Origin of the sequence: Streptomyces sp. NPDC005962, from assembly GCF_040629205.1 — a bacterium.
Lineage (GTDB): Bacteria > Actinomycetota > Actinomycetes > Streptomycetales > Streptomycetaceae > Streptomyces.
Genome location: NZ_JBEXVE010000028.1, coordinates 80,299 through 100,774, shown reverse-complemented (window position 1 = coordinate 100,774; position 20,476 = coordinate 80,299). Strand labels below are relative to the sequence as shown.

General features: G+C 72.3%; 21 protein-coding genes and 1 pseudogene. 12 read left to right on the top strand and 10 right to left on the bottom strand.

Going from position 1 to position 20,476, the window contains the following annotated elements:
• Nucleotides 1-52 precede the first annotated feature (52 nt).
• Nucleotides 53-682 (top strand): isochorismatase family protein, encoded by a 630-nt coding sequence (locus tag ABZ370_RS34435; protein WP_358629123.1) that lies wholly within the window; start codon nucleotides 53-55, stop codon nucleotides 680-682.
• On the opposite strand, the gene ABZ370_RS34430 is transcribed toward ABZ370_RS34435, so the two are convergent.
• Nucleotides 669-1,166, bottom strand: a complete 498-nt coding sequence (locus ABZ370_RS34430; protein ID WP_358629121.1) for a Rieske (2Fe-2S) protein — start codon at nucleotides 1,164-1,166, stop codon at nucleotides 669-671. The two genes, ABZ370_RS34435 and ABZ370_RS34430, sit on opposite strands and share 14 nt — an antisense overlap.
• A gap of 169 nt (nucleotides 1,167-1,335) precedes the next feature.
• Nucleotides 1,336-1,476 (bottom strand): hypothetical protein, encoded by a 141-nt coding sequence (locus tag ABZ370_RS34425; RefSeq protein ID WP_358629118.1) that lies wholly within the window; start codon nucleotides 1,474-1,476, stop codon nucleotides 1,336-1,338.
• 361 nt (nucleotides 1,477-1,837) lie between these two features.
• Between ABZ370_RS34425 and ABZ370_RS34420 the strand changes: the two are divergent.
• From ABZ370_RS34420 to ung, 8 genes and pseudogenes are all read left to right on the top strand, one after another.
• Nucleotides 1,838-2,443, top strand: a pseudogene (locus tag ABZ370_RS34420) (dihydrofolate reductase family protein).
• A gap of 126 nt (nucleotides 2,444-2,569) precedes the next feature.
• On the top strand, nucleotides 2,570-3,061 hold the full coding sequence (locus ABZ370_RS34415) for a DUF2975 domain-containing protein (RefSeq protein WP_358629115.1): 492 nt from the start codon (nucleotides 2,570-2,572) through the stop codon (nucleotides 3,059-3,061).
• On the top strand, nucleotides 3,061-3,282 hold the full coding sequence (locus ABZ370_RS34410) for a helix-turn-helix transcriptional regulator (protein WP_355946194.1): 222 nt from the start codon (nucleotides 3,061-3,063) through the stop codon (nucleotides 3,280-3,282). Before ABZ370_RS34415 ends, ABZ370_RS34410 begins: the two co-directional genes overlap by 1 nt.
• 232 nt (nucleotides 3,283-3,514) lie before the next feature.
• Nucleotides 3,515-4,339, top strand: a complete 825-nt coding sequence (locus tag ABZ370_RS34405; RefSeq protein ID WP_358629112.1) for a HipA family kinase — start codon at nucleotides 3,515-3,517, stop codon at nucleotides 4,337-4,339.
• Complete coding sequence (locus ABZ370_RS34400; protein ID WP_358629109.1) at nucleotides 4,336-4,731, top strand: DUF3037 domain-containing protein; 396 nt, start codon at nucleotides 4,336-4,338, stop codon at nucleotides 4,729-4,731. Before ABZ370_RS34405 ends, ABZ370_RS34400 begins: the two co-directional genes overlap by 4 nt.
• 146 nt (nucleotides 4,732-4,877) lie before the next feature.
• On the top strand, nucleotides 4,878-5,639 hold the full coding sequence (fabG, locus tag ABZ370_RS34395; protein WP_358629106.1) for a 3-oxoacyl-ACP reductase FabG: 762 nt from the start codon (nucleotides 4,878-4,880) through the stop codon (nucleotides 5,637-5,639).
• 20 nt (nucleotides 5,640-5,659) lie between these two features.
• Entirely contained in the window at nucleotides 5,660-6,424 is a 765-nt protein-coding gene (locus tag ABZ370_RS34390; RefSeq protein WP_358629103.1) for an SDR family oxidoreductase, read from the top strand.
• Nucleotides 6,425-6,598: 174 nt separating this feature from the next.
• Entirely contained in the window at nucleotides 6,599-7,294 is a 696-nt protein-coding gene (gene ung / locus ABZ370_RS34385; protein WP_358629100.1) for a uracil-DNA glycosylase, read from the top strand.
• On the opposite strand, the gene ABZ370_RS34380 is transcribed toward ung, so the two are convergent.
• The gene (locus ABZ370_RS34380; protein ID WP_358629213.1) at nucleotides 7,279-7,686 is read right to left on the bottom strand and encodes a DUF3224 domain-containing protein; all 408 of its coding nucleotides are present in this window, start codon (nucleotides 7,684-7,686) and stop codon (nucleotides 7,279-7,281) included. The genes ung and ABZ370_RS34380 overlap by 16 nt on opposite strands.
• Before the next feature lie 121 nt (nucleotides 7,687-7,807).
• Here ABZ370_RS34380 and ABZ370_RS34375 point away from each other — a divergent pair, with 121 nt between their 5' ends.
• Together ABZ370_RS34375 and ABZ370_RS34370 are read left to right on the top strand one after the other, a co-directional pair.
• Entirely contained in the window at nucleotides 7,808-8,824 is a 1,017-nt protein-coding gene (locus ABZ370_RS34375) for a WYL domain-containing protein (RefSeq protein ID WP_358629097.1), read from the top strand.
• Between the two features lie 115 nt (nucleotides 8,825-8,939).
• The gene (locus ABZ370_RS34370) at nucleotides 8,940-9,401 is read left to right on the top strand and encodes a hypothetical protein (protein WP_358629094.1); all 462 of its coding nucleotides are present in this window, start codon (nucleotides 8,940-8,942) and stop codon (nucleotides 9,399-9,401) included.
• Nucleotides 9,402-9,427: 26 nt separating this feature from the next.
• On the opposite strand, the gene ABZ370_RS34365 is transcribed toward ABZ370_RS34370, so the two are convergent.
• The gene (locus ABZ370_RS34365; protein ID WP_358629091.1) at nucleotides 9,428-9,940 is read right to left on the bottom strand and encodes a DinB family protein; all 513 of its coding nucleotides are present in this window, start codon (nucleotides 9,938-9,940) and stop codon (nucleotides 9,428-9,430) included.
• A 180-nt stretch (nucleotides 9,941-10,120) separates the two neighbouring features.
• On the opposite strand from ABZ370_RS34365, the gene ABZ370_RS34360 reads away from it, so the two are divergent.
• On the top strand, nucleotides 10,121-11,023 hold the full coding sequence (locus ABZ370_RS34360; protein ID WP_358629088.1) for a Gfo/Idh/MocA family oxidoreductase: 903 nt from the start codon (nucleotides 10,121-10,123) through the stop codon (nucleotides 11,021-11,023).
• Here ABZ370_RS34360 and lnt read toward each other — a convergent pair.
• The 6 genes from lnt to ABZ370_RS34330 form a co-directional block, all read right to left on the bottom strand.
• Nucleotides 10,998-12,545: an apolipoprotein N-acyltransferase gene (lnt, locus tag ABZ370_RS34355; RefSeq protein WP_358629085.1), complete on the bottom strand. Its 1,548-nt coding sequence runs from the start codon at nucleotides 12,543-12,545 to the stop codon at nucleotides 10,998-11,000. The genes ABZ370_RS34360 and lnt overlap by 26 nt on opposite strands.
• Nucleotides 12,546-12,631: 86 nt before the next feature.
• Entirely contained in the window at nucleotides 12,632-15,073 is a 2,442-nt protein-coding gene (locus tag ABZ370_RS34350) for a SpoIIE family protein phosphatase (protein WP_358629082.1), read from the bottom strand.
• A gap of 37 nt (nucleotides 15,074-15,110) precedes the next feature.
• The gene (locus tag ABZ370_RS34345) at nucleotides 15,111-16,115 is read right to left on the bottom strand and encodes an ABC transporter permease (protein WP_358629079.1); all 1,005 of its coding nucleotides are present in this window, start codon (nucleotides 16,113-16,115) and stop codon (nucleotides 15,111-15,113) included.
• Nucleotides 16,108-17,637, bottom strand: a complete 1,530-nt coding sequence (locus ABZ370_RS34340; protein ID WP_358629076.1) for a sugar ABC transporter ATP-binding protein — start codon at nucleotides 17,635-17,637, stop codon at nucleotides 16,108-16,110. The genes ABZ370_RS34345 and ABZ370_RS34340 overlap by 8 nt, the downstream gene beginning before the upstream one ends.
• Complete coding sequence (locus ABZ370_RS34335) at nucleotides 17,634-18,653, bottom strand: sugar ABC transporter substrate-binding protein (protein ID WP_358629073.1); 1,020 nt, start codon at nucleotides 18,651-18,653, stop codon at nucleotides 17,634-17,636. The genes ABZ370_RS34340 and ABZ370_RS34335 overlap by 4 nt, the downstream gene beginning before the upstream one ends.
• Nucleotides 18,654-18,950: 297 nt before the next feature.
• A complete protein-coding gene (locus ABZ370_RS34330; RefSeq protein WP_358629070.1) occupies nucleotides 18,951-20,285 on the bottom strand; it encodes an enolase C-terminal domain-like protein in 1,335 nt (444 codons plus the stop codon).
• Nucleotides 20,286-20,476 lie beyond the last annotated feature (191 nt).

The following is a 20,476-nucleotide window of genomic DNA, read 5'->3' as shown; positions in this document are numbered from 1 at the left end:
CTCCATAGGCAATGGCCATTACCCTCCCGGCGCGAGAAGTCAGGAGGCCGCCGTGTCGCTACCCGAACTGCTCCGGCCCGAGGGCTGCGCCCTGCTCACCGTGGAGTGCCAGCGCGGCGTCGTGGGTCCGGGCAGCGCACTGCCCGAACTCGCCGCCGAGGCCCGGGAGTCCGGCGCGCTCGGGCGTGTCGCCCGGCTGGTGTCGGCCGCCCACGACACGCGCGTAACCGTGCTGCACGCGGTGGCCGAGCGGCGCGCCGACGGGCGCGGCGCGAACCGCAACGCACGGCTGTTCCGGGCCGCCGAGCGGCTGCCGGTCCAGCAGCTCACCGGGAGCGACGCGGTACGGATCGCCGAACCGGTCCCGGTCGGCGCGGAGGATCTGCTGGTCCGGCGGCTGCACGGCCTGTCGCCGCTCGCCGGGACCGGTGTGGACGCGCTGCTGCGCAATCTGGGCTGCCGCACCCTGGTCATCGTCGGCGTGTCGGCCAATGTGGCGATACCCAACGCCGTCTTCGACGCGGTCAACCTCGGCTATACGGCCGTGGTGCCCGCGGACGCCATCGCCGGGGTGCCCGCCTCGTACACCCCGGCAATGGTCCGTCACACCCTCGCCCTCGTCGCGACCGTCACCTCGACCGAGGACGTCATCGCCTGCTGGCAGGCGGTCAGGCCATCTTGATCGAAGTGCCCTCCACCGTGATCTTGGCGCCGGGCAGCGCCTTCGTGGCCGGTCCGCCCTTCGGGCTGCCGTCGCTGATGTCGAACTTGCTCTGGTGGCACGGGCAGTTGATGGTGCCGTCCGAGACGTCGCCGACCGAGCACCCCTGGTGGGTGCAGATCGAGGAGAACGCCTTGAACTGCCCGGAAGAGGGCTGCGTCACCACGACCTTGTGATCCTTGAAGACCATGCCGCCGCCCTCCGGTATCTGCGAGGTCTTGGCCAGCTCCATGCCACCTCCGCCGCCCCCCGACGAGTCGCCTGCCGCGCCCGACTGCCCGGACCCGGCCGACTCCTGTGCGGAACCGGCGTTCTGTGAGCTATCCGAGTCGCTGCTGTCTTCCTTACCGCAGGCGGTGAGGGCGGCGGCCAGCCCGGCCGCTCCGGCAGCGGAGACGACGGCGCGACGGGTGGTGCCCCATCCGGTGGTTTCCGGCTGCGTCATGGTGGTGCCTCCTGATCCAGGGACGTTTCGATTCCATACGCGGCCGGACGCTCACATGTTCAACCGTCGAGCGGTGTTGTTGGACGAGAGGGGTGGCCGGCGGTGGGCACCGTGCGGCCTGTCGGGTTTCCGGGCGGCGAGCGGATGCTCCGGCAGGTGCCCGCGCCGCTCACGCCTCGGCCAGGTCCGCGCTCCTGGTCAGTGCTTCGTTGGCGTCGATTTCGCGGCGCGTCCGGTCCAGCCGGGCGCGTGCTCCGGCGAGCGCGTCGGAGCCGAGCAGCAGCCGCCGCGGTGGGGTACCGGCGTTCACGGTCGTGGCGATCGCCGCGGCGGCCCGTCCGGGTCGAAGGTGGTCGCCGGAGCGCCGGGTACGACCAGCGCTTCTCGTGGCTTGCGAGGCCGGCGAGTTCAGTAGCCTGGCGAAACGCCGACCGAAGTCACGGCGACCCGATATGTCACGCCCTTGCGCGAGGGCGGGTCGCTCCCCGGCATCGTCGAGGCCGACGATCTCGGCACGTACGTCATGAAGCCGTCTACCGGGTGGCGCTGACCTGCGTCGAACTTCACAGCCGGGGTGATCCAGACGACGGCCCCTGGTGCTGCGCCGCGGAAGTTCCGCCGATGAGTTTCCGGCGGTTGTGCGGTCTATCCGTCGACGAAGGGAGCGCACCATGCGCAAGATCATCGTTTGCACGTTCCTGACGCTGGACGGCGTCATGCAGGCGCCGGGCGGTCCGGACGAGGACACCCAGAGCGGCTTCGAGCACGGCGGCTAGCAGAAGCCGGTGAGCGACGACGAGGTCGGCACGGCCATCGCCGGTTGGTACGAGTCCTCCGACGCGATGCTGCTCGGCCGCAAGACGTACGAGATCTTCGCGTCGTACTGGCCGACCGCCGATCTCGACAACCCGTTCACCCATCGGATGAACAGCATGCACAAGTACGTGGCGTCTCGGACCCTGACATCCGTCGAGTGGCAGAACTCCACGCTGCTGGAGGGCGACACCGTCGACGCCGTACGCAAGCTGAAAGCGTCCGACGGCGGCAACATCAACGTCGTGGGCAGTGGCGACCTCGCCCAGACCCTCATGCGCCACGGCCTCGTCGACGAGTACCGGCTGACCATCCATCCGGTGATCATCGGCACCGGCAAGCGGCTGTTCGCCGACGGAGCGATCCCCACTGCGCTGGAGCCGGTCAGCGTCTCGACGACGAACGGCGGCACCATCGTCGGCGTCTACCGGCCGAACGGTAAGCCCAGCCACGACAGCTACTAGGCGGCTTCGTTTGGATCACCGGGCCCGGACCCGGTTGCGATTCCCGGCCGCCCCGGAGGCGTCAACCCTTGATTGATCTATCGATATTCGATAGATTCCCATCGTAACTCGATGGAAGGATGAAGTATGGGACGGCTGGCAGTGCGTGCGCTTCGCGCCGTGCTCGTGGTGGTGCTCGCCGGCACCGTGTTCGTGCAGGCATTGATGGTGTGGGTATTGGTCAGCGGGAGCGACCCGGAGGGCGGGGCGCTCCCGCTGACCCCGCTGCGCGTGATCACGGTCCTGGGCATGGGCGCGGCCCAGGTCGCCCTGGTCAGCGTATGGCGGCTGGTGACGATGGTGCGACGCGGAACCGTGTTCTCCCATGCCGCCTTCCGGTACGTGGACGCCGTGATCGGCGCGATCGTGGCGGCTGCCCTCCTGTGGTTCGCGGTCACGGCCCTCAATGCGCCGGGCCAGCGGGACGACCCGGGCGTCACCGTCATCATGGGCGGGATTGGCCTGGCCATCCTGGGGGTCGCGCTCATCGTGCTCGTGCTGCGGATGCTGCTCGCCCAGGCCGTCGCGCGCGACGTCGAAGCGGCACAGATGCAGGCCGAGTTGGACGAGGTGATCTGATGCCGATCACGGTCGACATCGACGTGATGCTGGCCAGGCGGAAGATGTCCGTGGGCGACCTCGCGGACCGCGTAGGGATCACGCCCGCCAACCTGGCGGTACTCAAGAACGGCCGCGCCAAGGCAGTGCGTTTCGCGACGCTCGCCGCGCTCTGCGAGGTGCTCCAGTGCCAGCCGGGCGACCTGCTGCGCTGGGAGGCCGAGGACGCCGCGGGCGAATGACCCGGCGGGCGTGAAAACGCCTGGGAGGGTGGCGGACGAGTGCGCGGACATGCCTGAGGCTGGCAGCAAGGGGCGCACTGTGATGGACAGACTGCCGGAGAGGCGGGGGATCGACGTGTCGGCCGAAACTCCCCAGATTCTCCCCAGGGCTTATCGCGGCGGCTCTCCCGGCTTGTGTGCGTCTGGAGTAAATCGTGGATTGTAAGGCCAGTAAGTCGGATAGCCTGGGAAAATGTTGACCGAAGTCACCGCGACCCGATATGTCACGCCCTTGCGCGAGGGCGGGTCGCTGCCCGGCATCGTCGAGGCCGACGATCTCGGCACGTACGTCATGAAGTTCACCGGCGCGGGCCAGGGCCGGAAGAGCCTGGTCGCCGAGGTCATCTGCGGGCAGCTGGCGCGCCGCCTGGGGCTGCGGGTTCCGGAGCTGGTGCGGATTCAGCTCGATCCGGTGATCGGGCTGGGCGAGCCGGACGAGGAGGTGCAGGAGCTGCTCAAGGCCAGCGGTGGGCTCAACCTGGGGATGGACTATCTGCCCGGTTCGCTCGGCTTCGACCCGCTGGCGTTCGAGGTGGGCGCGGCGGAGGCCGGGCAGGTGGTGTGGTTCGACGCGCTCGTCGGCAATGTGGACCGGTCCTGGCGCAACCCCAACCTGCTGGTGTGGCATGGCGCGTTGTGGCTCATCGACCACGGCGCCACCATGATCTGGCACCACAGCTGGCGCGGTCTGGACGCGGCCGCCGCCAAGCCGTACGACGCCTCCGACCATGTGCTCGCCCCGTTCGCCCCGGATGTGGCCGCGGCGGCGGCCACGCTCGCGCCGCGGATCACCGAGGAGCTGCTGACCGAGGTCACCGCCGACGTCCCCGACGCCTGGCTGGCCGACGAGCCCGGCTTCGACGGCCCGGACGCGGTGCGCCGCGCCTATGTGCGCGTGCTGCTGGAGCGGGCCGCGGCGGTCGGTGACAGGATCACGCTCGCGGAGCGCTCCGGTGACGGGCCGTCGAAGGCTCCCGACTGGCTGCGCGTATGGGTCGACGGAAAGGCAGCGAAGTGAGCGGGCTGCACCATGGCCGGGATGTGTTCGAGTACGCGCTGGTGCGGCTCGTTCCCCGGGTGGAGCGCGGTGAGCTGATCAACGCGGGCGTCGTCGTCTACTGCCGTGCGACGTCGTTCGTCGCGGCCCGCACCCATCTGGACGAGACCCGGCTGCTCGCGCTCGACCCATCGGCGGACGTGGCGGGCGTACGGGCCGCGCTGCACGCGGTGGAGGGTATCTGCCGCGGGGGAGAGCGGGCCGGTCAGGCGGCCGGTGACGCCCCGGGGCGGCGGTTCCGCTGGCTGGTCGCGCCGCGTTCCACGGTCGTCCAGCCGGGGCCGGTGCACACCGGGCTGACCACGGACGCGGAGGCGGAGGTCGAGCGGCTGCTCGACCTGCTGGTGCGCTGACGGGCGAGGGTGAGCAAGGGCATCACAACGGGTCGTTGACAGTGGGCGGCGGGCCTCATAGCGTCTCGTCTGCTGAAGCGACTAAGCGGTTGCTCATCCCCGGGTGCCGGGACGGTGAGCTGCTACCCGAGGCGAGGAGAACCCGCATGTCCACCAACGAGCAGCGTGTCGCGATCGTGACGGGCGGGGCCCGCGGCATCGGCGCGGCGACCGCCGCGCGGCTGGCCGAGGAGGGCCGCGCCGTCGCCGTGCTCGACATCGACGAGGCGTCCTGCGCGGCCACCGTGGAGAAGATCACCGCGGCGGGCGGCAAGGCCATCGCCGTGGGCTGCGACGTGTCCGACGCGGAACAAGTGGAGGCCGCGGTCGGGCGTGTCGCCGAGGAGCTGGGCGCGCCGACGATCCTGGTGAACAACGCCGGTGTGCTCCGCGACAATCTGCTCTTCAAGATGAGCGAGTCCGACTGGGACACGGTCATGAACGTGCATCTGCGGGGCGCGTTCCTGATGTCGCGCGCGTGTCAGAAGCACATGGTGGACGCCGGGTTCGGACGGATCGTCAACCTCTCCAGCAGCTCGGCGCTCGGCAACCGCGGCCAGGTCAACTACGCCGCCGCCAAGGCCGGTATGCAGGGCTTCACCAAGACCCTCGCCATCGAGCTGGGCAAGTTCGGCGTCACCGCCAACGCCGTGGCGCCCGGCTTCATCGCCACCGACATGACCGCCGCGACCGCCGAGCGCGTCGGCATGGGCTTCGACGACTTCCAGAAGGCGGCCGCGAGCCAGATCCCGGTGCAGCGCGTCGGACAGCCGGACGACATCGCCAACGCCGTCGCCTTCTTCGCCGGGGACGCGGCCGGATTCGTCTCCGGCCAGGTCATGTACGTGGCCGGCGGCCCGCTCAACTGATCAGGAGCTTGACGAACCCCATGACCAAAGAGATCTCTTCGGACAGCGGCAAGGCGGCGCTCGTCACCGGGGCCAGCCGCGGCATAGGCTACGGAATCGCCGAGGCGATGGTGGCGCGCGGCGACCGGGTGTGCATCACCGGCCGCAACGAGGACGCCCTGAAGGAGGCCGTCGAGCGGCTGGGGGCGGACCGGGTGATCGGCGTCCCCGGCAAGGCCCATGACGAGGCGCACCAGGCGGTGGCCGTCGAGCGTGCGATGGAGGCGTTCGGGCGCGTCGACTATCTCGTCAACAACGCCGGTACGAACCCGGTGTACTCGCCCATCGCCGATCTCGACCTCGCGGTGATACGCAAGGTCTTCGAGACCAACGTCGTCTCGGCGCTCGGCTTCGCCCAGCAGACCTGGAAGGCGTGGCAGAAGGAGAACGGCGGCGCGATCGTCAACATCTCCTCGGTCGCCGGGATGACCCCCTCGCCGTTCATCGCCGCGTACGGCGTGTCCAAGGCCGCGATGATCAACCTCACGGCGCAGCTCGCCCATGAGTTCGCGCCCGGCGTGCGGGTGAACGCGATCGCGCCCGCCGTGGTGAAGACCAAGTTCGCCACCGCCCTGTACGAGGGGCGCGAGGAGGAGGCCGCCGCGGCGTATCCGCTCGGGCGGCTCGGCGTACCGGAGGACATCGGGGGCGCGGCCGCGTTCCTCACCTCCGACCAGGCCGCGTGGATCACCGGCCAGACGCTCGTCGTGGACGGCGGGGTCTTCCTCAACGCGGGCGTCGGCTGACCGCGACGCGGGTTTCGGCTGACCGCCCGCCATGGAGCGGCGCCGTCGACGCCTTCCGGCCCGGCACCCCGAGGGTGCCGGGCCGGGTGCGTTTTCCTCACGCCGCCCGACGCCTTGTCAGTGGTCGCCGGTAGGTTCGTGCTCGTAAACGGAACACGACCGGAGGTTGTTGACGTGGCCTACGTGCTGCCCGAGTCCTGGCGCGGTGTCCTCGGCGAGGAGCTGGAGAAGCCCTATTTCAAGGAGCTCACCGAGTTCGTCGAGGAGGAGCGGGCGAAGGGGCCGGTCCATCCGCCGCGCGACGAGGTCTTCGCCGCCCTGGAGGCCACACCGTTCGACCAGGTGAAGGTGCTGGTCCTCGGGCAGGACCCGTACCACGGCGAGGGCCAGGGGCACGGGCTGTGCTTCTCGGTGCGGCCGGGCGTCAAGACCCCGCCGTCGCTGCGGAACATCTACAAGGAGATGAAGGAGGAGCTGGGCCACCCCATCCCGGACAACGGCTATCTGATGCCGTGGGCCCGGCAGGGTGTGCTGCTGCTCAACGCGGTGCTGACGGTGCGGGGCGGCGAGGCCAACTCCCATAAGAGCAAGGGGTGGGAGAAGTTCACCGACGCGGTGATCCGCGCGGTGGCCGCCCGCCCCGACCCGGCCGTCTTCGTCCTCTGGGGGAACTACGCCCAGAAGAAGCTGCCGCTGATCGACGAGGAGCGGCACGCGGTGGTGAAGGGGGCGCACCCCTCGCCGCTGTCGGCGAAGAAGTTCTTCGGATCGCACCCCTTCACCCAGATCGACGAGGCGGTGAAGGCCCAGGGGCACACGCCGATCGACTGGCGCATCCCCGACCTCGGACCGTCTCAGCCCAGCGCGTAGTCGAAGGCGTAAGAGACGGCCGTGATGCCCTTCGGGGCGGTGAAGGAGCCCGCACCGGTGAGCCCGGCCAGCTCGCCGGTGCCCGAGCCCGGCACCACCTCGAAGGCGCACCGCACGGTGCCGTCCTCGCCGAAGGTGCCGTGCTCGGCGAGGACGAAGCTGCCCCGGCGGCCGTCGAGCTGCCCGTCCACCAGCTCATGGCCCGAGAAGGCGCCGGTCTCGTCGGCGAGGTAGACGATGGCGTACTGACAGGCGGTGCCGGACGCCGTGATCGCGCCCGAGAAGTTGTTGATCACGGTCGCGTGGGCGAGCTTCGTTCCGCCCGCCGCCTCCCCGACCGGCTTCTCCTGCCAGTCGGCGAAGGTGAACGTACCGGTGGCGTGCGCGGTCATGGTGGGGTGTGTCATGGCGGGTCCTTTTGATCAGGCCGTGCGCTGGTGAGCAGGGCGTGCGCTGGATGAAAGAGGACTCTGCCCGCCGTACCTGACATCTTCTGTCAGGTACGGCGCCACAATGGACCGTATGCGTGCCGACCGTCTGCTCTCCCTGCTCCTTCTGCTGCAGAACCGGGGCCGGATGACCGCGCCGGAGATCGCCGCGGAGCTGGAGGTGTCGGTCCGTACCGTCTACCGCGACATCGACGCGCTGAGCGCGTCCGGCGTGCCGGTGTACGCCGACCGCGGCCCGGCGGGCGGCTACCGGCTGCTGGACGGCTACCGCACCCGGCTGACCGGGCTCACCGGCGACGAGGCCGACTCGCTCTTCCTCGCCGGGATGCCAGGACCGGCCGCCGAACTGGGCCTCGGCGCGGACCTCACCACTGCCCAGCTCAAGCTGCGGGCCGCGCTGCCGCCCGAGCTGGACGAGCGGTCGCGCCGCATCCAGGAGCGCTTCCACCTCGACGCGCCCGGCTGGTTCCGGGACGCCGAGCCGGTGCCGTACCTCGCGGCGGCGGCCGAGGCCGTATGGCGGCGCCAGGTGCTGCGGGTGCACTACCGGCGCTGGCGCGGCGAGGTGCACCGGGATCTGCACGCGCTCGGCCTCGTCCTCAAGGGCGGCATCTGGTACCTGGTGGCCAGAGGGGAAGCGGGTCCTGAGGAGGACACCATCCGCAGCTACCGGGTGGCCCGCATCCTGGCCGCCGAGGTGCTCGGGGACGGCTTCGAGCGCCCCGCCGGGTTCGATCTCGCCGCCTACTGGCAGGAGTCGGCGCGCACCATGGAGGCCGCGCGGTTCCGGGGCGAGGCCGAACTGCTGCTCACCGAGCGGGGCCTGCGGCTGCTGCCGATGAAGTTCGGCGCGGTCGGCGCGGTGGCCGCAGCCGGGGCGGGCCCGCCCGACGACCGGGGGAGGGCGCGGGTGGTGCTGCCCGTGGAGTCGCTGCCCGTCGCCGTCGACGACATGCTGCGGCTGGGCACCGACGCCGAGGTGCTCGGACCGCCCGAGCTGCGGGCGGCCGTCGCCCGCGCCGTCACCGAACTGGCCGAGCGGTACGGGCCGCCGGACGGCCGGACCGACCCGCCGGACTGACGCCGCACTGACCCGCCGGACTGACCCCGTGGGCCCGCCTGACGGGGGTTCACCGGCCCCGCGGCTAGCGTCGGCCGCAGGCGGGGAGATTCGGCGGCGCAGGCGGGAGACCGGGATGGCGGACGTACGGCGGGAGGCGCCGGAGGACGACGCCGTGCTGACCCGGATCGGGCAGGCGGTCATGCTCCACCGGGGCGGTGACCGCGAGGAGGCGCGCAACCGGCTGGCCGCGCTGTGGCAGGAGATCGAGGGCGACGGCGACCCGTTCCACCGCTGCGCCCTCGCCCACTATCTGGCCGACACCCAGGACGATCCGGCCGATGAGCTGCTGTGGGATCTGCTGGCCCTGGCCGCGGCCGACCGGCCCGGCGCCCGCGCCGCCGCACCCCGGCTGCGCGCCCTCTACCCGGCCCTCCACCTCAACCTGGCCACCGACTACGCGAAGCTCGGCCAGGAGGCGGCGGCCCGCACCCAGCTGGCGCTGGCCCGGGCGAGCGCGGGCACGCTGGGCGACGACCCGTACGGCGACCGGGTGCGGGCCGCGATCGCCCGGCTCGGGCAGCGGCTCGCGCTCTGACGTCCCCTTGATCCAAACGACAGGCCTCAGTCGCCCGTGACGCCGTCGACGCGCTCGCGGATGAGGTCGGCGTGGCCGTTGTGGCGGGCGTACTCCTCGATCATGTGGAGGTAGATCCAGCGCAGGTTGTAGTCCCCGTGGCCGTGGTCGTGGCGGGTGACGACCTCGTCCAGGGAGTGGCCCGCCGCGGCCGCGCGGGCCTCGGCGACCTCGTCCCGCCAGACCGTGAAGGCGGCCTCGCCGGTGTCCGCCTCGGTGACCAGGAAGTCACCGTCCGGGTCCTCCTCGCTGTACCAGATGGGCGGCGCGTCCTGACCGTCCAGCACCCGCCGGAACCAGCTCCGCTCGACCTCTGCCATGTGCCGTACGAGCCCGAGCAGGGTCAGCCCGGACGGCGGCGTGGCGGCCTCGCGCAGCTGTTTGTCGTCGAGCCCCTCGCACTTGAGGGCCAGGGTCTCGCGGTGGAAGTCCAGCCACCCCTCCAGGCTGGTGCGTTCATCGGCGGTGCGGGGTGCGTCGCGGCGTTCGGCAGTCGTCATGACGAGCATCATGAGGCCCGGCCCTCCGCCGCGCCACGGGTTATCCGCGGCGAGCCTCCGCCCGGCCGCGCGGCTTCGACGGGATGGCCGGCCGGCCGTCCCCCGGGGCTCAGGGGACGCCACATCCCCGCCAGCCGTCCTGAGTAGGGTGGACCTGGCCACCGAACACCAGGAGGCATCGTGAGGGTCGGCTGCATCGGTCTCGGCGACATCGCGCAGAAGGCCTATCTGCCCGTGCTCATGGCGCGGCCCGGTCTTGAGCCCCATCTGCACACCCGCACCCCCGACACCCTCCGGCGGGTCGCCGACACCCACCGGGTGCCCGAGGCGCAGCGTCACACCGGCCTCGACTCGCTGCTCGCGGCGGACCTGGACGCCGCGTTCGTCCATGCCCCGACCGCCGAGCACGCCGGGCTCGTCACCCGGCTCCTGGAGGCCGGGGTGCCCACCTACGTCGACAAACCGCTCGCCTACGAACTCGACCGGAGCGAGCGGCTGGTGCGGCTGGCCGAGGACCGCGGCGTCGGACTGATGGTCGGCTTCAACCGGCGCTACGCCCCCGGATACGCGCAGTGCCGGGACCATCCGCGCGATCTGATCCTGATGCAGAAGAACCGCGTCGGCCTCCCCGAGGACCCGCGCACCCTCGTCCTGGACGACTTCATCCACGTCGTCGACACCCTGCGCTTCCTCGCCCCCGGCCCGGTCGACCACATCGACGTGCGGACCAGGATGCGCGACGGGCTGCTGCACCACGTCGTGCTCCAGCTGTCCGGCGACGGGTTCACCGCGCTCGGTGTGATGAACCGGATGAGCGGCTCCACCGAAGAGGTCCTGGAGGTCTCCGGCCAGGACACCAAGCGGCAGGTGAACAACCTCGCCGAGGTCGTGGACCACAAGGGGCAGCCCAGCGTGCGCCGCCGCGGCGACTGGGTGCCGGTCGCCCGGCAGCGCGGCATCGAGCAGATCACCGACGCCTTCCTCGACGCCGTACGCACCGGCGGGCGGCCGAGCGCGGAGGACGCGCTGCGCACCCATGAACTGTGCGAACGGGTGATCAGCGACGCGGTGAACGGCGCCTGACCACCCGCACCGCCCGCACTCCCTTCACGGCTTCCGTCACCCCGTACACGGCCAGCGCGGCCAGCGCCCCGTACACCGGCCACGGCCCGGCCTCCACATACGGGCTGGTGCCCTTCGCCAGCGGCACCGAGTACACCGTCGCCGCGCTCGCCCGCGTACCCAGCCGCCCGCCCACCGGCTCACCGCGCGGGCCGAACGCGGCGCTCACCCCGGTCAGCGTCGCGTGCACCATCGGCCGCCAGGTCTCCGCGGCGCGCAGTGCGGCCAGCGTGGCGTGCTGTTCGGGCGCCCAGCTGTGCTGGAACGTGGAGGTCGCCGACTGGACGACCAGCACCTGCGCCCCGCGCCGCGCCAGATTGCGGCTCATGTCCGGGAACGCCGACTCGAAGCAGACCAGCGGCCCGATCCGCAGACCGTCCGGCAGCCGCATCACCACCTGCTTCGTGCCGCGGTGCCGGTCCTCACCGGCCGCCTTGCCCACCGAGGTGGCCCAGCCCAGCAGCGGCCGGGCCGGGATGTACTCGCCGAACGGCACCAGCCGCATCTTGTCGTAGCGGGCGCCGGTGGGACCGTGCGGCCCGATCAGTACCGAACTCTTGTAGATCCCCGGCCGGTCGCTGCGCCGCGCGTCCACGTTGACCAGCAGATCCGCCCCCACCGAACGGGACAGCGCGCCCAGCCGCTTCGCCAGCCGCGGCCGGTCGCCCAGATCCGTGCCGACGCTGCTCTCGCCCCACACCACGAGGTCCGGATGGCGACCGGCCAGCCGCCGGGTCAGCTCGACGCCGCGCTCCAGCCGCGGCCCCGGCCCCTTGATCACCCCGGGCTGTACCACCGCGATCCGCGCGGTCCCGGTCTCCTGCGGCACCGGCGCCCACGCCCACACCCCGGCCGCTGCCACACCGCACGCGGTGAGCCCGGCCACCGCGACGGTACGGGCCCGGGGCAGCGTGATCAGCATGGTGAGCGCGACGTTCACCACGACCAGCAGGAAGCCGATCAGCCACACCCCGCCCACCGACGCCAGCCGCAGCGCGACCGGAACCTGCCACTGGCTCGCCCCGAGCAGCGCCCAGGGCCCGCCGAGGTACTGCCAGGACCGTACGAGCTCGGCCAGCAGCCACGCGGACGGAAGCAGCACCAGCGCGGCGCCCGCCCGGCCGGGCCCCGGACGGCCGTGCAGCAGCCGGAACGTCAGCGCGCCGAACGGCACCCACAACAGCCCCAGCAACAGCGCCAGCAGCACGATGAACACATGCAGGCTCGGCATCAGCCAGTGGTGCGCCGCCAGCAGGAACCCGGTCCCGCCCAGCCAGCCGTCGTACGCCGCCCGCCGGATGGTCGGCGCCGAGCGGGCCAGCAGCAGCCACGGCACCAGGGCGACGTACGCGAACCACCACAGCGACGGCGCGGGAAACGCCAGCGCGGGCAGCGCGCCCGCGCACGCCGTGACGGCGCCGCGTACCCACCGGGAGGCGAGCGGCCGCCTCCGCACATCCCCGTCGCCGACTCCTCCGCGCATGCCGGATGCCCCCCTCCCGTTGGCGTGGGGCCAGTGTGCGGGAGGAAACCGATCATGGGTAGGGCGGGGACGTGCCGGGGCGTGTTTCATGCGGCGTCCGGAAGGTCTTGTTCGGCCCAGATGAGCTTGCCGCCCTCGGTGTAGCGGGTGCCCCAGCGGCGGGTCAGCTGCGCGACGAGGAACAGCCCGCGGCCGCCCTCGTCGGTGGTACGGGCATGGCGCAGCCGCGGGGAGGTGTTGCTGGCGTCCGCGACCTCGCAGATCAGCACGTCATGGCGGATCAGCCGGAGCCGGATGGGGCCGGTGCCGTGCCGTATGGCGTTGGTGACCAGCTCGCTGACGATCAGCTCGGTGGTCATCACCAGCTCCTCCAGCCCCCATTCGGCGAGCTGGTGGACGGCGAGCGAGCGGGCGTTGGCGACCACGGCCGGGTCGGAGGGCAGGTCCCAGGAGACGACGTGGCCGGTGCCGAGCGTGTTCGTACGGGCCAGCAGCAGCGCCACGTCGTCCGACTGCGGACGGGTCAGCAGGGCGTCGATGACCGTCGAGCACAGCTCCTCCAGCGGCAGCCCGGGCTGGGCCAGGGCGTTGCTCAGCCGTCCGAGCCCGACGTCGATGTCCTGGTCGCAGGTCTCGATGAGGCCGTCCGTGAACAGCGCGATCAGACTGCCCGCGGGCAGCTCCAGCTCCGCAGACTCGAACGGCAGCGAGCCGAGCCCCAGCGGGGGACCGGCGGGCAGCGGCGGGTAGGAGACCGCGCCGCCGGGGTCCACCACCGCGGGCGGGGGATGCCCGGCCCGGGCCATCGTGCACCGCCGGGTGACCGGGTCGTACACCGCGTACAGACAGGTGGCGCCCAGCACCGCCGTGCTCACCCCCTCCTGGCCGGACTCCTCCTCGGTGAGCCGGATGACCAGGTCGTCGAGGTGGGCGAGCAGCTCCTCGGGCGGCAGGTCCATGTCGGCGAGCGTGTGCACGGCGGTGCGCAGCCGCCCCATGGTGGCCGCCGCGGTGATGCCGTGCCCGACCACGTCGCCGACCACCAGCGCCACCCGGGCCCCGGACAGCGGGATGACGTCGAACCAGTCACCGCCGACGCCGTTGCGCGCGTCGGTGGGCAGATAGCGCGACGCCACCTCCAGCGCCTGGCCGCCGGACAGGTCGTGCGGCAGCAGACTGCGCTGCAGCGCGAGGGCCGCGGTGTGCTCGCGGCTGTAGCGGCGGGCGTTGTCCAGGCACAGCGCGGCGCGCGTCACCAGCTCCTCGGCGAGGACGAGGTCGTCCTCCTCGAAGGGGTCAGGATGCCGGGTGCGGACGAACGAGGCCACGCCCAGGATGGCGCCGCGCGCGCAGATCGGGACCACCATCAGCGAGCGCATCCCGAACTCGTGGACCTTCCGCGTCCGGGCCGGGTCGTCGCCGGTCCACGCGCCCAGCGAGGCGTCCAGCTCCGGGTCGAGGACGGGCTCCCCCTCCAGGAAGCTGCACGCGAACGGCGACGTCGGGGAGATGGCGACCGCGTCGCCCGGGGACGCGATGGACTCCGGGCAGCCCTCGTGGATGGAGGCCTGGCCCGCCCGCCGGAACGGGGGGAGGGCCCGGGCCCGCTCGGCCGTGGGCTCCTCGCCGCGCAGGACGGAGTCCAGCAGGTCGACGGTGACGAAGTCGGCGAGCCGGGGCACCGCGAACTCGGCCAGCTCCTGCGCGGTGCGCATCACGTCCAGGGTGCTGCCGATGTGCTCGCTGGCCTCGCTGAGCAGGGCCAGCCGCTCCCTGGCCCGCCAGCGGTCGGTGACGTCGATGCCCATGTAGCAGACGCCGACCGGATGGCCGTCCGCGTTGTCGAGGCGGAAGAAGGACGTCGAGTACGCGTGCTCGTGGTGCGGCTCGGCCATGGTCCAGCCCCGGTACTCGTAGTCGATCACCGGCACGCCGTTCTCCAGCACCTGGCGCATCTTGGCTTCGAGGGCCGCGGTGTCCAGGCCCGGCAGCGAGTCCGCCATCCGGCGGCCCAGCCGCTGGTCGCGAGGGACGCCGCCGTAGCGCTCCAGGGTGTCGTTCATCCATACGTACCGCAGGTCCGGGCTGAGTACGGCCATGCCGATGGGGGAGCGGGTGAGGAACGCCTGGAGCAGCGATCCGCTGACCGCCCAGGTCGGGATCGTCGCCACGTCGATCGCCGAGATCAGCCAGCAGGTGCGGTCGCTCAGCCCGGCGACAGGGGAGACCCGCAGGCCCACCGCCAGCCGGTGGCCGTCCTGGTGCCGGACCTCCAGCAGCCCGCCCCAGCCGCCGTGCTCACCGCACCGCTCGGCGATGGACACCGCCTTCGCGGCGTCCTCCGACGCCGCCAGCAGCATCGCGCCGGGCTGCTTGAGCACCTCCGTCGCCGGATAGCCGAGCAGCCGCTCCGCCGCCGTGGTCCAGCCGACGACGGTCCCCGTCGCGTCCAGCAGGGCCGTCGCCGCGTCGGCCATGTCGAACGGAACATGCGCTTCGGTCGGCGCGATTCCCTCGGGGATGGCCATCGCACCCGTCCCATCTGCGAAGACATTTCCCTTAATACTATGACTCCTGGGCCTCCCTGGTCGTCAGCCGTGCGACGACCAGTGCGAGCAGGATGATCCCGCCGTAGATCGCCTCGATCCAGAAGGACGACACCTGGGCGAGGGTGAGCAGGTTCTCCAGCATGCCCAGCAACAGGGTGCCCAGCAGCGCGCCCAGCAGGGAGCCCCGGCCGCCGCGGAGGCTGATGCCGCCGATCACCGCGGCCGCGAACACCGTGAAGATCAGACCGCTGCCCTGGTTGGCGCCCACCGCGCCGACTCGCCCCGCGATCACCAGCCCGGCAAGCCCCGCCAGCGCCCCGCCGACCACCAGCACCGTCCAGCCCACCCGCGCGGTGCGGATGCCCGCCGCCCGGGCGGCCGGGGCGCTGCCGCCGATCGCGTACACCGCGCGGCCGAGCCGGTGGTAGCGCAGGACGAACCCGGCCAGCGCGAAGCACAGCGCGGTCACCCACACCGAGACCGGCACCCCCAGCCACTCCCGCGAGCCGAGCGCGAAGAACGCGTCCGGCGCGTTGAACAGCGTCCTTCCGGAGACCAGGCCGATGAGGACGCCGCGCAGCACGATGTTCATGGCAAGGGTCACGATGAACCCGTTGAGCCCCAGCCCCACGATCAGCGCGCCGTTGACCGCCCCGATCCCCGCGCCCGCCAGCGGGATGAGCAGCAGCCCCACCCAGGTGGGCAGCTCGGTGCCGAAGCCCGCGGAGGAGACCGGGATGACCACCAGGAAGCCGAGGGCCGGGGCGAGGCCCGCGATCGACTCCAGGGAGAGGTCCATCCGGCCGCTGATCAGGATCATGGCCTCGGCGAGCACCAGCAGCCCGAGCGCCGAGGACGCCCCCAGGATGTTCACCAGGTTGTCCCGGTCGAGGAAGTGGGGGTTGCCAACCGCGCCGATGATCAGCAGCAGGACGACGGCGGGCAGCAGTGCCAGATCGCGGACGCGGCCCGGGACGAGGCGCCGGGCCCGGCCCGTCCGGGGCGCGGCGAGGTCATTCATGGCCGAGGGTGACCCCTTCGATCGAGGCGACGAGTTCCCGGTCGGTCCAGCCCGCCCGGTGGGTGACGGTGACGAAGCCGCCCGCCATCACCAGCACCCGGTCACAAGCCCGCAGGTCCCCCAGCTGGTCGGAGACGATCAGCACCGCGCGCCCCTCGGCCCGGGCCCGCAGCGCGGTCTCCAGCAGATCGTGCTGGGACCGTACGTCCACCCCCGCCGTCGGGTCGATAAGCACCAGCACCCGGGGACTGGTGGCCAGCGCCCGGGCCATGACGACCTTCTGCTGGTTGCCGCCGGACAGCGCGGTCACCGGCTGGGCCGGGCCCCGGGTGGTGATGCCGAGCCGTTCGATGGCGCGGCGGGCCACCGCGTCCCGGGCGGACGGCCGGATCAGCCCCCGGGGGCCGAGCCGGCCGCCGATGGGCAGCGTGATGTTGTCGGCCACCGACAGCTGCGGGATCAGCCCCTGCGTCCGCCGGTCGCGGGGCACACAGCCGACCCCGGCGGCGAGCGCCGCGGTGACGCTGCCCAGCCGCAGCGGATGGCCGAAGACCTCGATCCGCCCGGCGGTCGGCCGGTGCAGCCCGGCCAGCGCCTCGCCGAGCTGATGGCTCCCGGAGCCCGCGAGCCCGGCCAGCCCCACCACCTCACCGGCCCCGACGGTGAGGCTCACGTCGTGGAAGTACGCCCCGCTGAGCCGCTCGACCCGCACTGCCACCTCGCCCCCGGGGCCCGGCGGGGGCGGTGGGCCGGGCCGGGCGGGCGCCGCCGGTTCGCCGGTCATCTCCTCGATCAGGGCCCGGGTGGGCAGCTCGCCCACGGGCGCGGTGACGATTTTGCGGGCGTCCCGGAAGACGGTGACGGCCTGGCAGACCTCGTACACCTCGCGCAGATGGTGCGAGATGTGCAGAAACGTGACCCCGGCGTCCTGGAGCCGCCGCATCCGCGCGAACAGCCGCGCCGTCGCCCGGCTGTCGAGCTGCGCCGTGGGCTCGTCCAGGATGACGAAGCGGGTGCCCCGGGAGAGCGCCCGCGCGATCTCCACCAGCTTGGCGTCCTCGACGCTCAGATCCCCGGCCCGCGCGCCCTCGGGTACGTCGACGCCCCAGGTGTCCAGCAGCGCGCGGGCCCGGCGGCGGGTCCGCCGCCAGCTGATCAACGAGGTGCCTGGGAGGACCGGCTGATGGCCCAGGAACAGGTTCTCCGCCACCGACAGCTCGTTGACGATCATGGACTGCTGGTAGACGCAGGCCACGCGGCGGCGCCAGGCCGCGCGGTCCGCGGCGACTGGGGCGGGCTCCCCCTCGAACCACACCGTGCCCGCGTCCGGCCGCTCCAGTCCGGTGAGCACGGCCACCAGCGTGGACTTGCCCGCGCCGTTGCGTCCGACCAGGGCGTGCGTCTCGCCCGTCCGTACGGTGATCCCCGCGTCCCGCAGGGCCACCGTCGGCCCGTACCGCTTGGTGATCCCGCGCGCCTCGCACAGCGGTGGCCGTCTGGTGGCCGTCCCCTCGGTGGTCATCCGCGATTGCCCCACAGCGCGGGGTCGTTCACATTGGCCCGGGTCACCAGCGGCGCCGGAAGCTGATCCTCCAGGATGCCCTCGCGTACCTCGACGATCCTGCTGCCGTGACCGGTCCGCCCCGTCCGGAACGGCCTCCCGGCCATGGCCTGCTTGATGTAGACCATGGCGTACCGGGCGTACAGATCGGTCGGCTGGGAGACGGTCGCGTCGATCCACCCCTTGCGGATCGCGTCCAGCTCCTGCGGGATGCCGTCGTTGGAGACGATCGCGATATGGCCCCGGTGGCCCGCCGGGTGCAGCGCCCCATGGCGCTGCAGTGTGCGCAGCGTGGGCGCGAGATACACGCCACCGGCCTGCAGATAGATGCCCTTGATGTCCGGATTGGCGCTGTAGAGCGCCTCCAGCCCGGCGGCCGCCTTGTCCGCCTGCCACCCGGCGGCGATGTCCAGGACCTTGATGTGCGGGTAGCGGCGCCGCACGCACCCGCTGAACGAGGCGGTGCGGTCGCGCCCGTTCACCGACGCCAGGTCGCCCTCGATCTGCACCACCTTGCCGCGCCCCCGCACGGCCCGCCCGAGGCTCCGGCACGCCTTCTCGCCGTACGCCCGGTTGTCCGCCCGCACCACGATCGCCACCTTGCCCCGGTCGGGGGCCACGTCGACGGCCACGACCGGGACGTGCCGCCGCTGCGCGGCCTGGAGGCCGGTGACGATGGCGGCGGAGTCGATGGGGGAGACGACCAGCCCGTCGACGTTCTGGGCGAGCAGATTGCGGATGTCGCCGACCTGGCGGCTCGCGTCGTTGTCGGAGTTCACCGTCGGCAGCACCCGGACCCCCACCTTGGCGGCCTGCCGGGGGATGTCATGGTCGTACGCCTCCCAGAACGGCGAGGTCAGGAACGGCACCACCACCCCGACCCGCCGCCCGCCGCCGGACCCCTCGGAACAGCCGGTGGCGGCCGGGCCGCAGACCAGGGCGAGGGCCAGGGCGGCGGTGGCGAGGCGGTGGCGCATCGTGCTCCCGGCTCCAGGTCGCGGAACGGCTGGCGAAGACCTCCCCGGCTGCGACCATACGACCGCCCGGCCCGCGCACCCGGCGGGCCACGCCGCGCAGCCGCGCCGCCGGGGTCAGGTGCGCTTCCCCACCCGCCCCTTCCCGAACCGGGGCTCTGCCCCGTGCCCCGGTCGTCAATCGCCGGACGGGCTGGTTTTTCAGCCCGTCCGGCGATTGAGGACACACGCCCGGAGGGCGTCCGGGGACCAGGGGCCGCCCCCTGGTTCGGGAAGGGGGGAGGGGGTAAACCACGCTCCTCACCGCCAGGCGGGGCCGTCCGGGTAGGCGTAGGTCCGCAGGGCCTCGGGGCGTAGGGCCGCGCTGAAGCCGGGGGCGGTGGGGGCGCGGTAGCGGCCGTCGGTGACGATCGCCGGATCGAGGAAGTGCTCGTGCAAATGGTCGGTGTATTCGACGGCCCGGTCCCGCCGGGTGCCCGAGACCGCGACGTAGTCGAACATGGCCAGGTGCCGGACCAGTTCGCACAGCCCGACGCCGCCCGCGTGCGGCCACACCGGAACCCCGAACTCGGCGGCCAGCAGCAGGATCGCGAGGTTTTCGTTGACCCCGCCGACCCGGCAGGCGTCCAGCTGCAGCACATCGAGCGCGCCCGCCTGCAGCAGCTGCTTGAAGACGACCCGGTTCGCCGCGTGCTCACCCGCCGCAACCTTCACGGGTGCGACGGCGCGCCGGATCGCGGCCAGCCCGATGATCTCGTCCGGGCTGGTCGGCTCCTCGATCCAGTACGGGTCGAACCGGGCCAGCGCCCGGGTGCGCTCGACCGCCTCGCCGACCTCCCAGCGCTGGTTGGCGTCGAGCGCCAGCCGGATGTCCGGGCCGATGGCCTCGCGTGCGATCCGGCAGCGCCGGATGTCGTCGCCGACGGAGGCGCCGACCTTGAGCTTGATCTGGGTGAAGCCGTCGGCGACGGCCGCCCGCGCGGTCCGGGCGAGCCGGTCGTCGTCGTAGCCGAGCCAGCCGCAGGAGGTGAGGTACGCCGGGTAGCCCTCGGCCCGCAGCCGGGCCTCGCGCCCGGCCTTGCCGGGGGCGGCGCGGCGCAGGATGCGCAGGGCGGCGTCGGGGGTCAGCGCGTCGGCGAGGTAGCGGAAGTCGGTGAGGGCGACCAGTTCCTCCGGGGTCAGGTCGGACAGCAGCTTCCACAGCGGCTTCCCGGCCCGCTTGGCGGTGAGGTCCCACAGGGCGTTCATGACCGCCGCGACGGCCATATGGGTGACGCCCTTCTCCGGGCCCAGCCAGCGCAGCTGCCCGTCGTCGGCGAGCGCCCGGTAGAGGCCGGCCAGACCGGCGGGCAGGGCGGGCAGCTCCGCGCCGACCAGCCGGGGGCGCAGCGCGTCGATGGCCGCGACCTCGACCTCGTTGCCGCGCCCGATGGTGAAGCAGAAGCCATGCCCCTCCAGGCCGTCCCCGGCGTCGGTGCGGACGATCACGTACGCGGCCGAGTAGTCCGGGTCGGGGTGGCTGGCGTCCGAGCCGTGGAGCAGGCGCGAGGTGGGGAAGCGGATGTCGTGGGTGTCGAGTGCCGTGATCCGCGCCCTCGTCGCCGTGCGGTGTGCGGTCCGCCGTATCGTCGTCATCGCGCCTCACACCCCGTCCCGTGGCACCCTCAGCCGCCCTCAGTCACCCCTCAGTCGCAGTCTCCGGCCTGGGCGGCGAAAAGTCCATATACGAATAAAGCGGGCATTTGCTGGCCGAATTCCTTCGCCGCGCGGCCGAATCATTTGCGGCATCAGAAGTCTTGACAACGCTTTGGCGCACGGCTGACGAT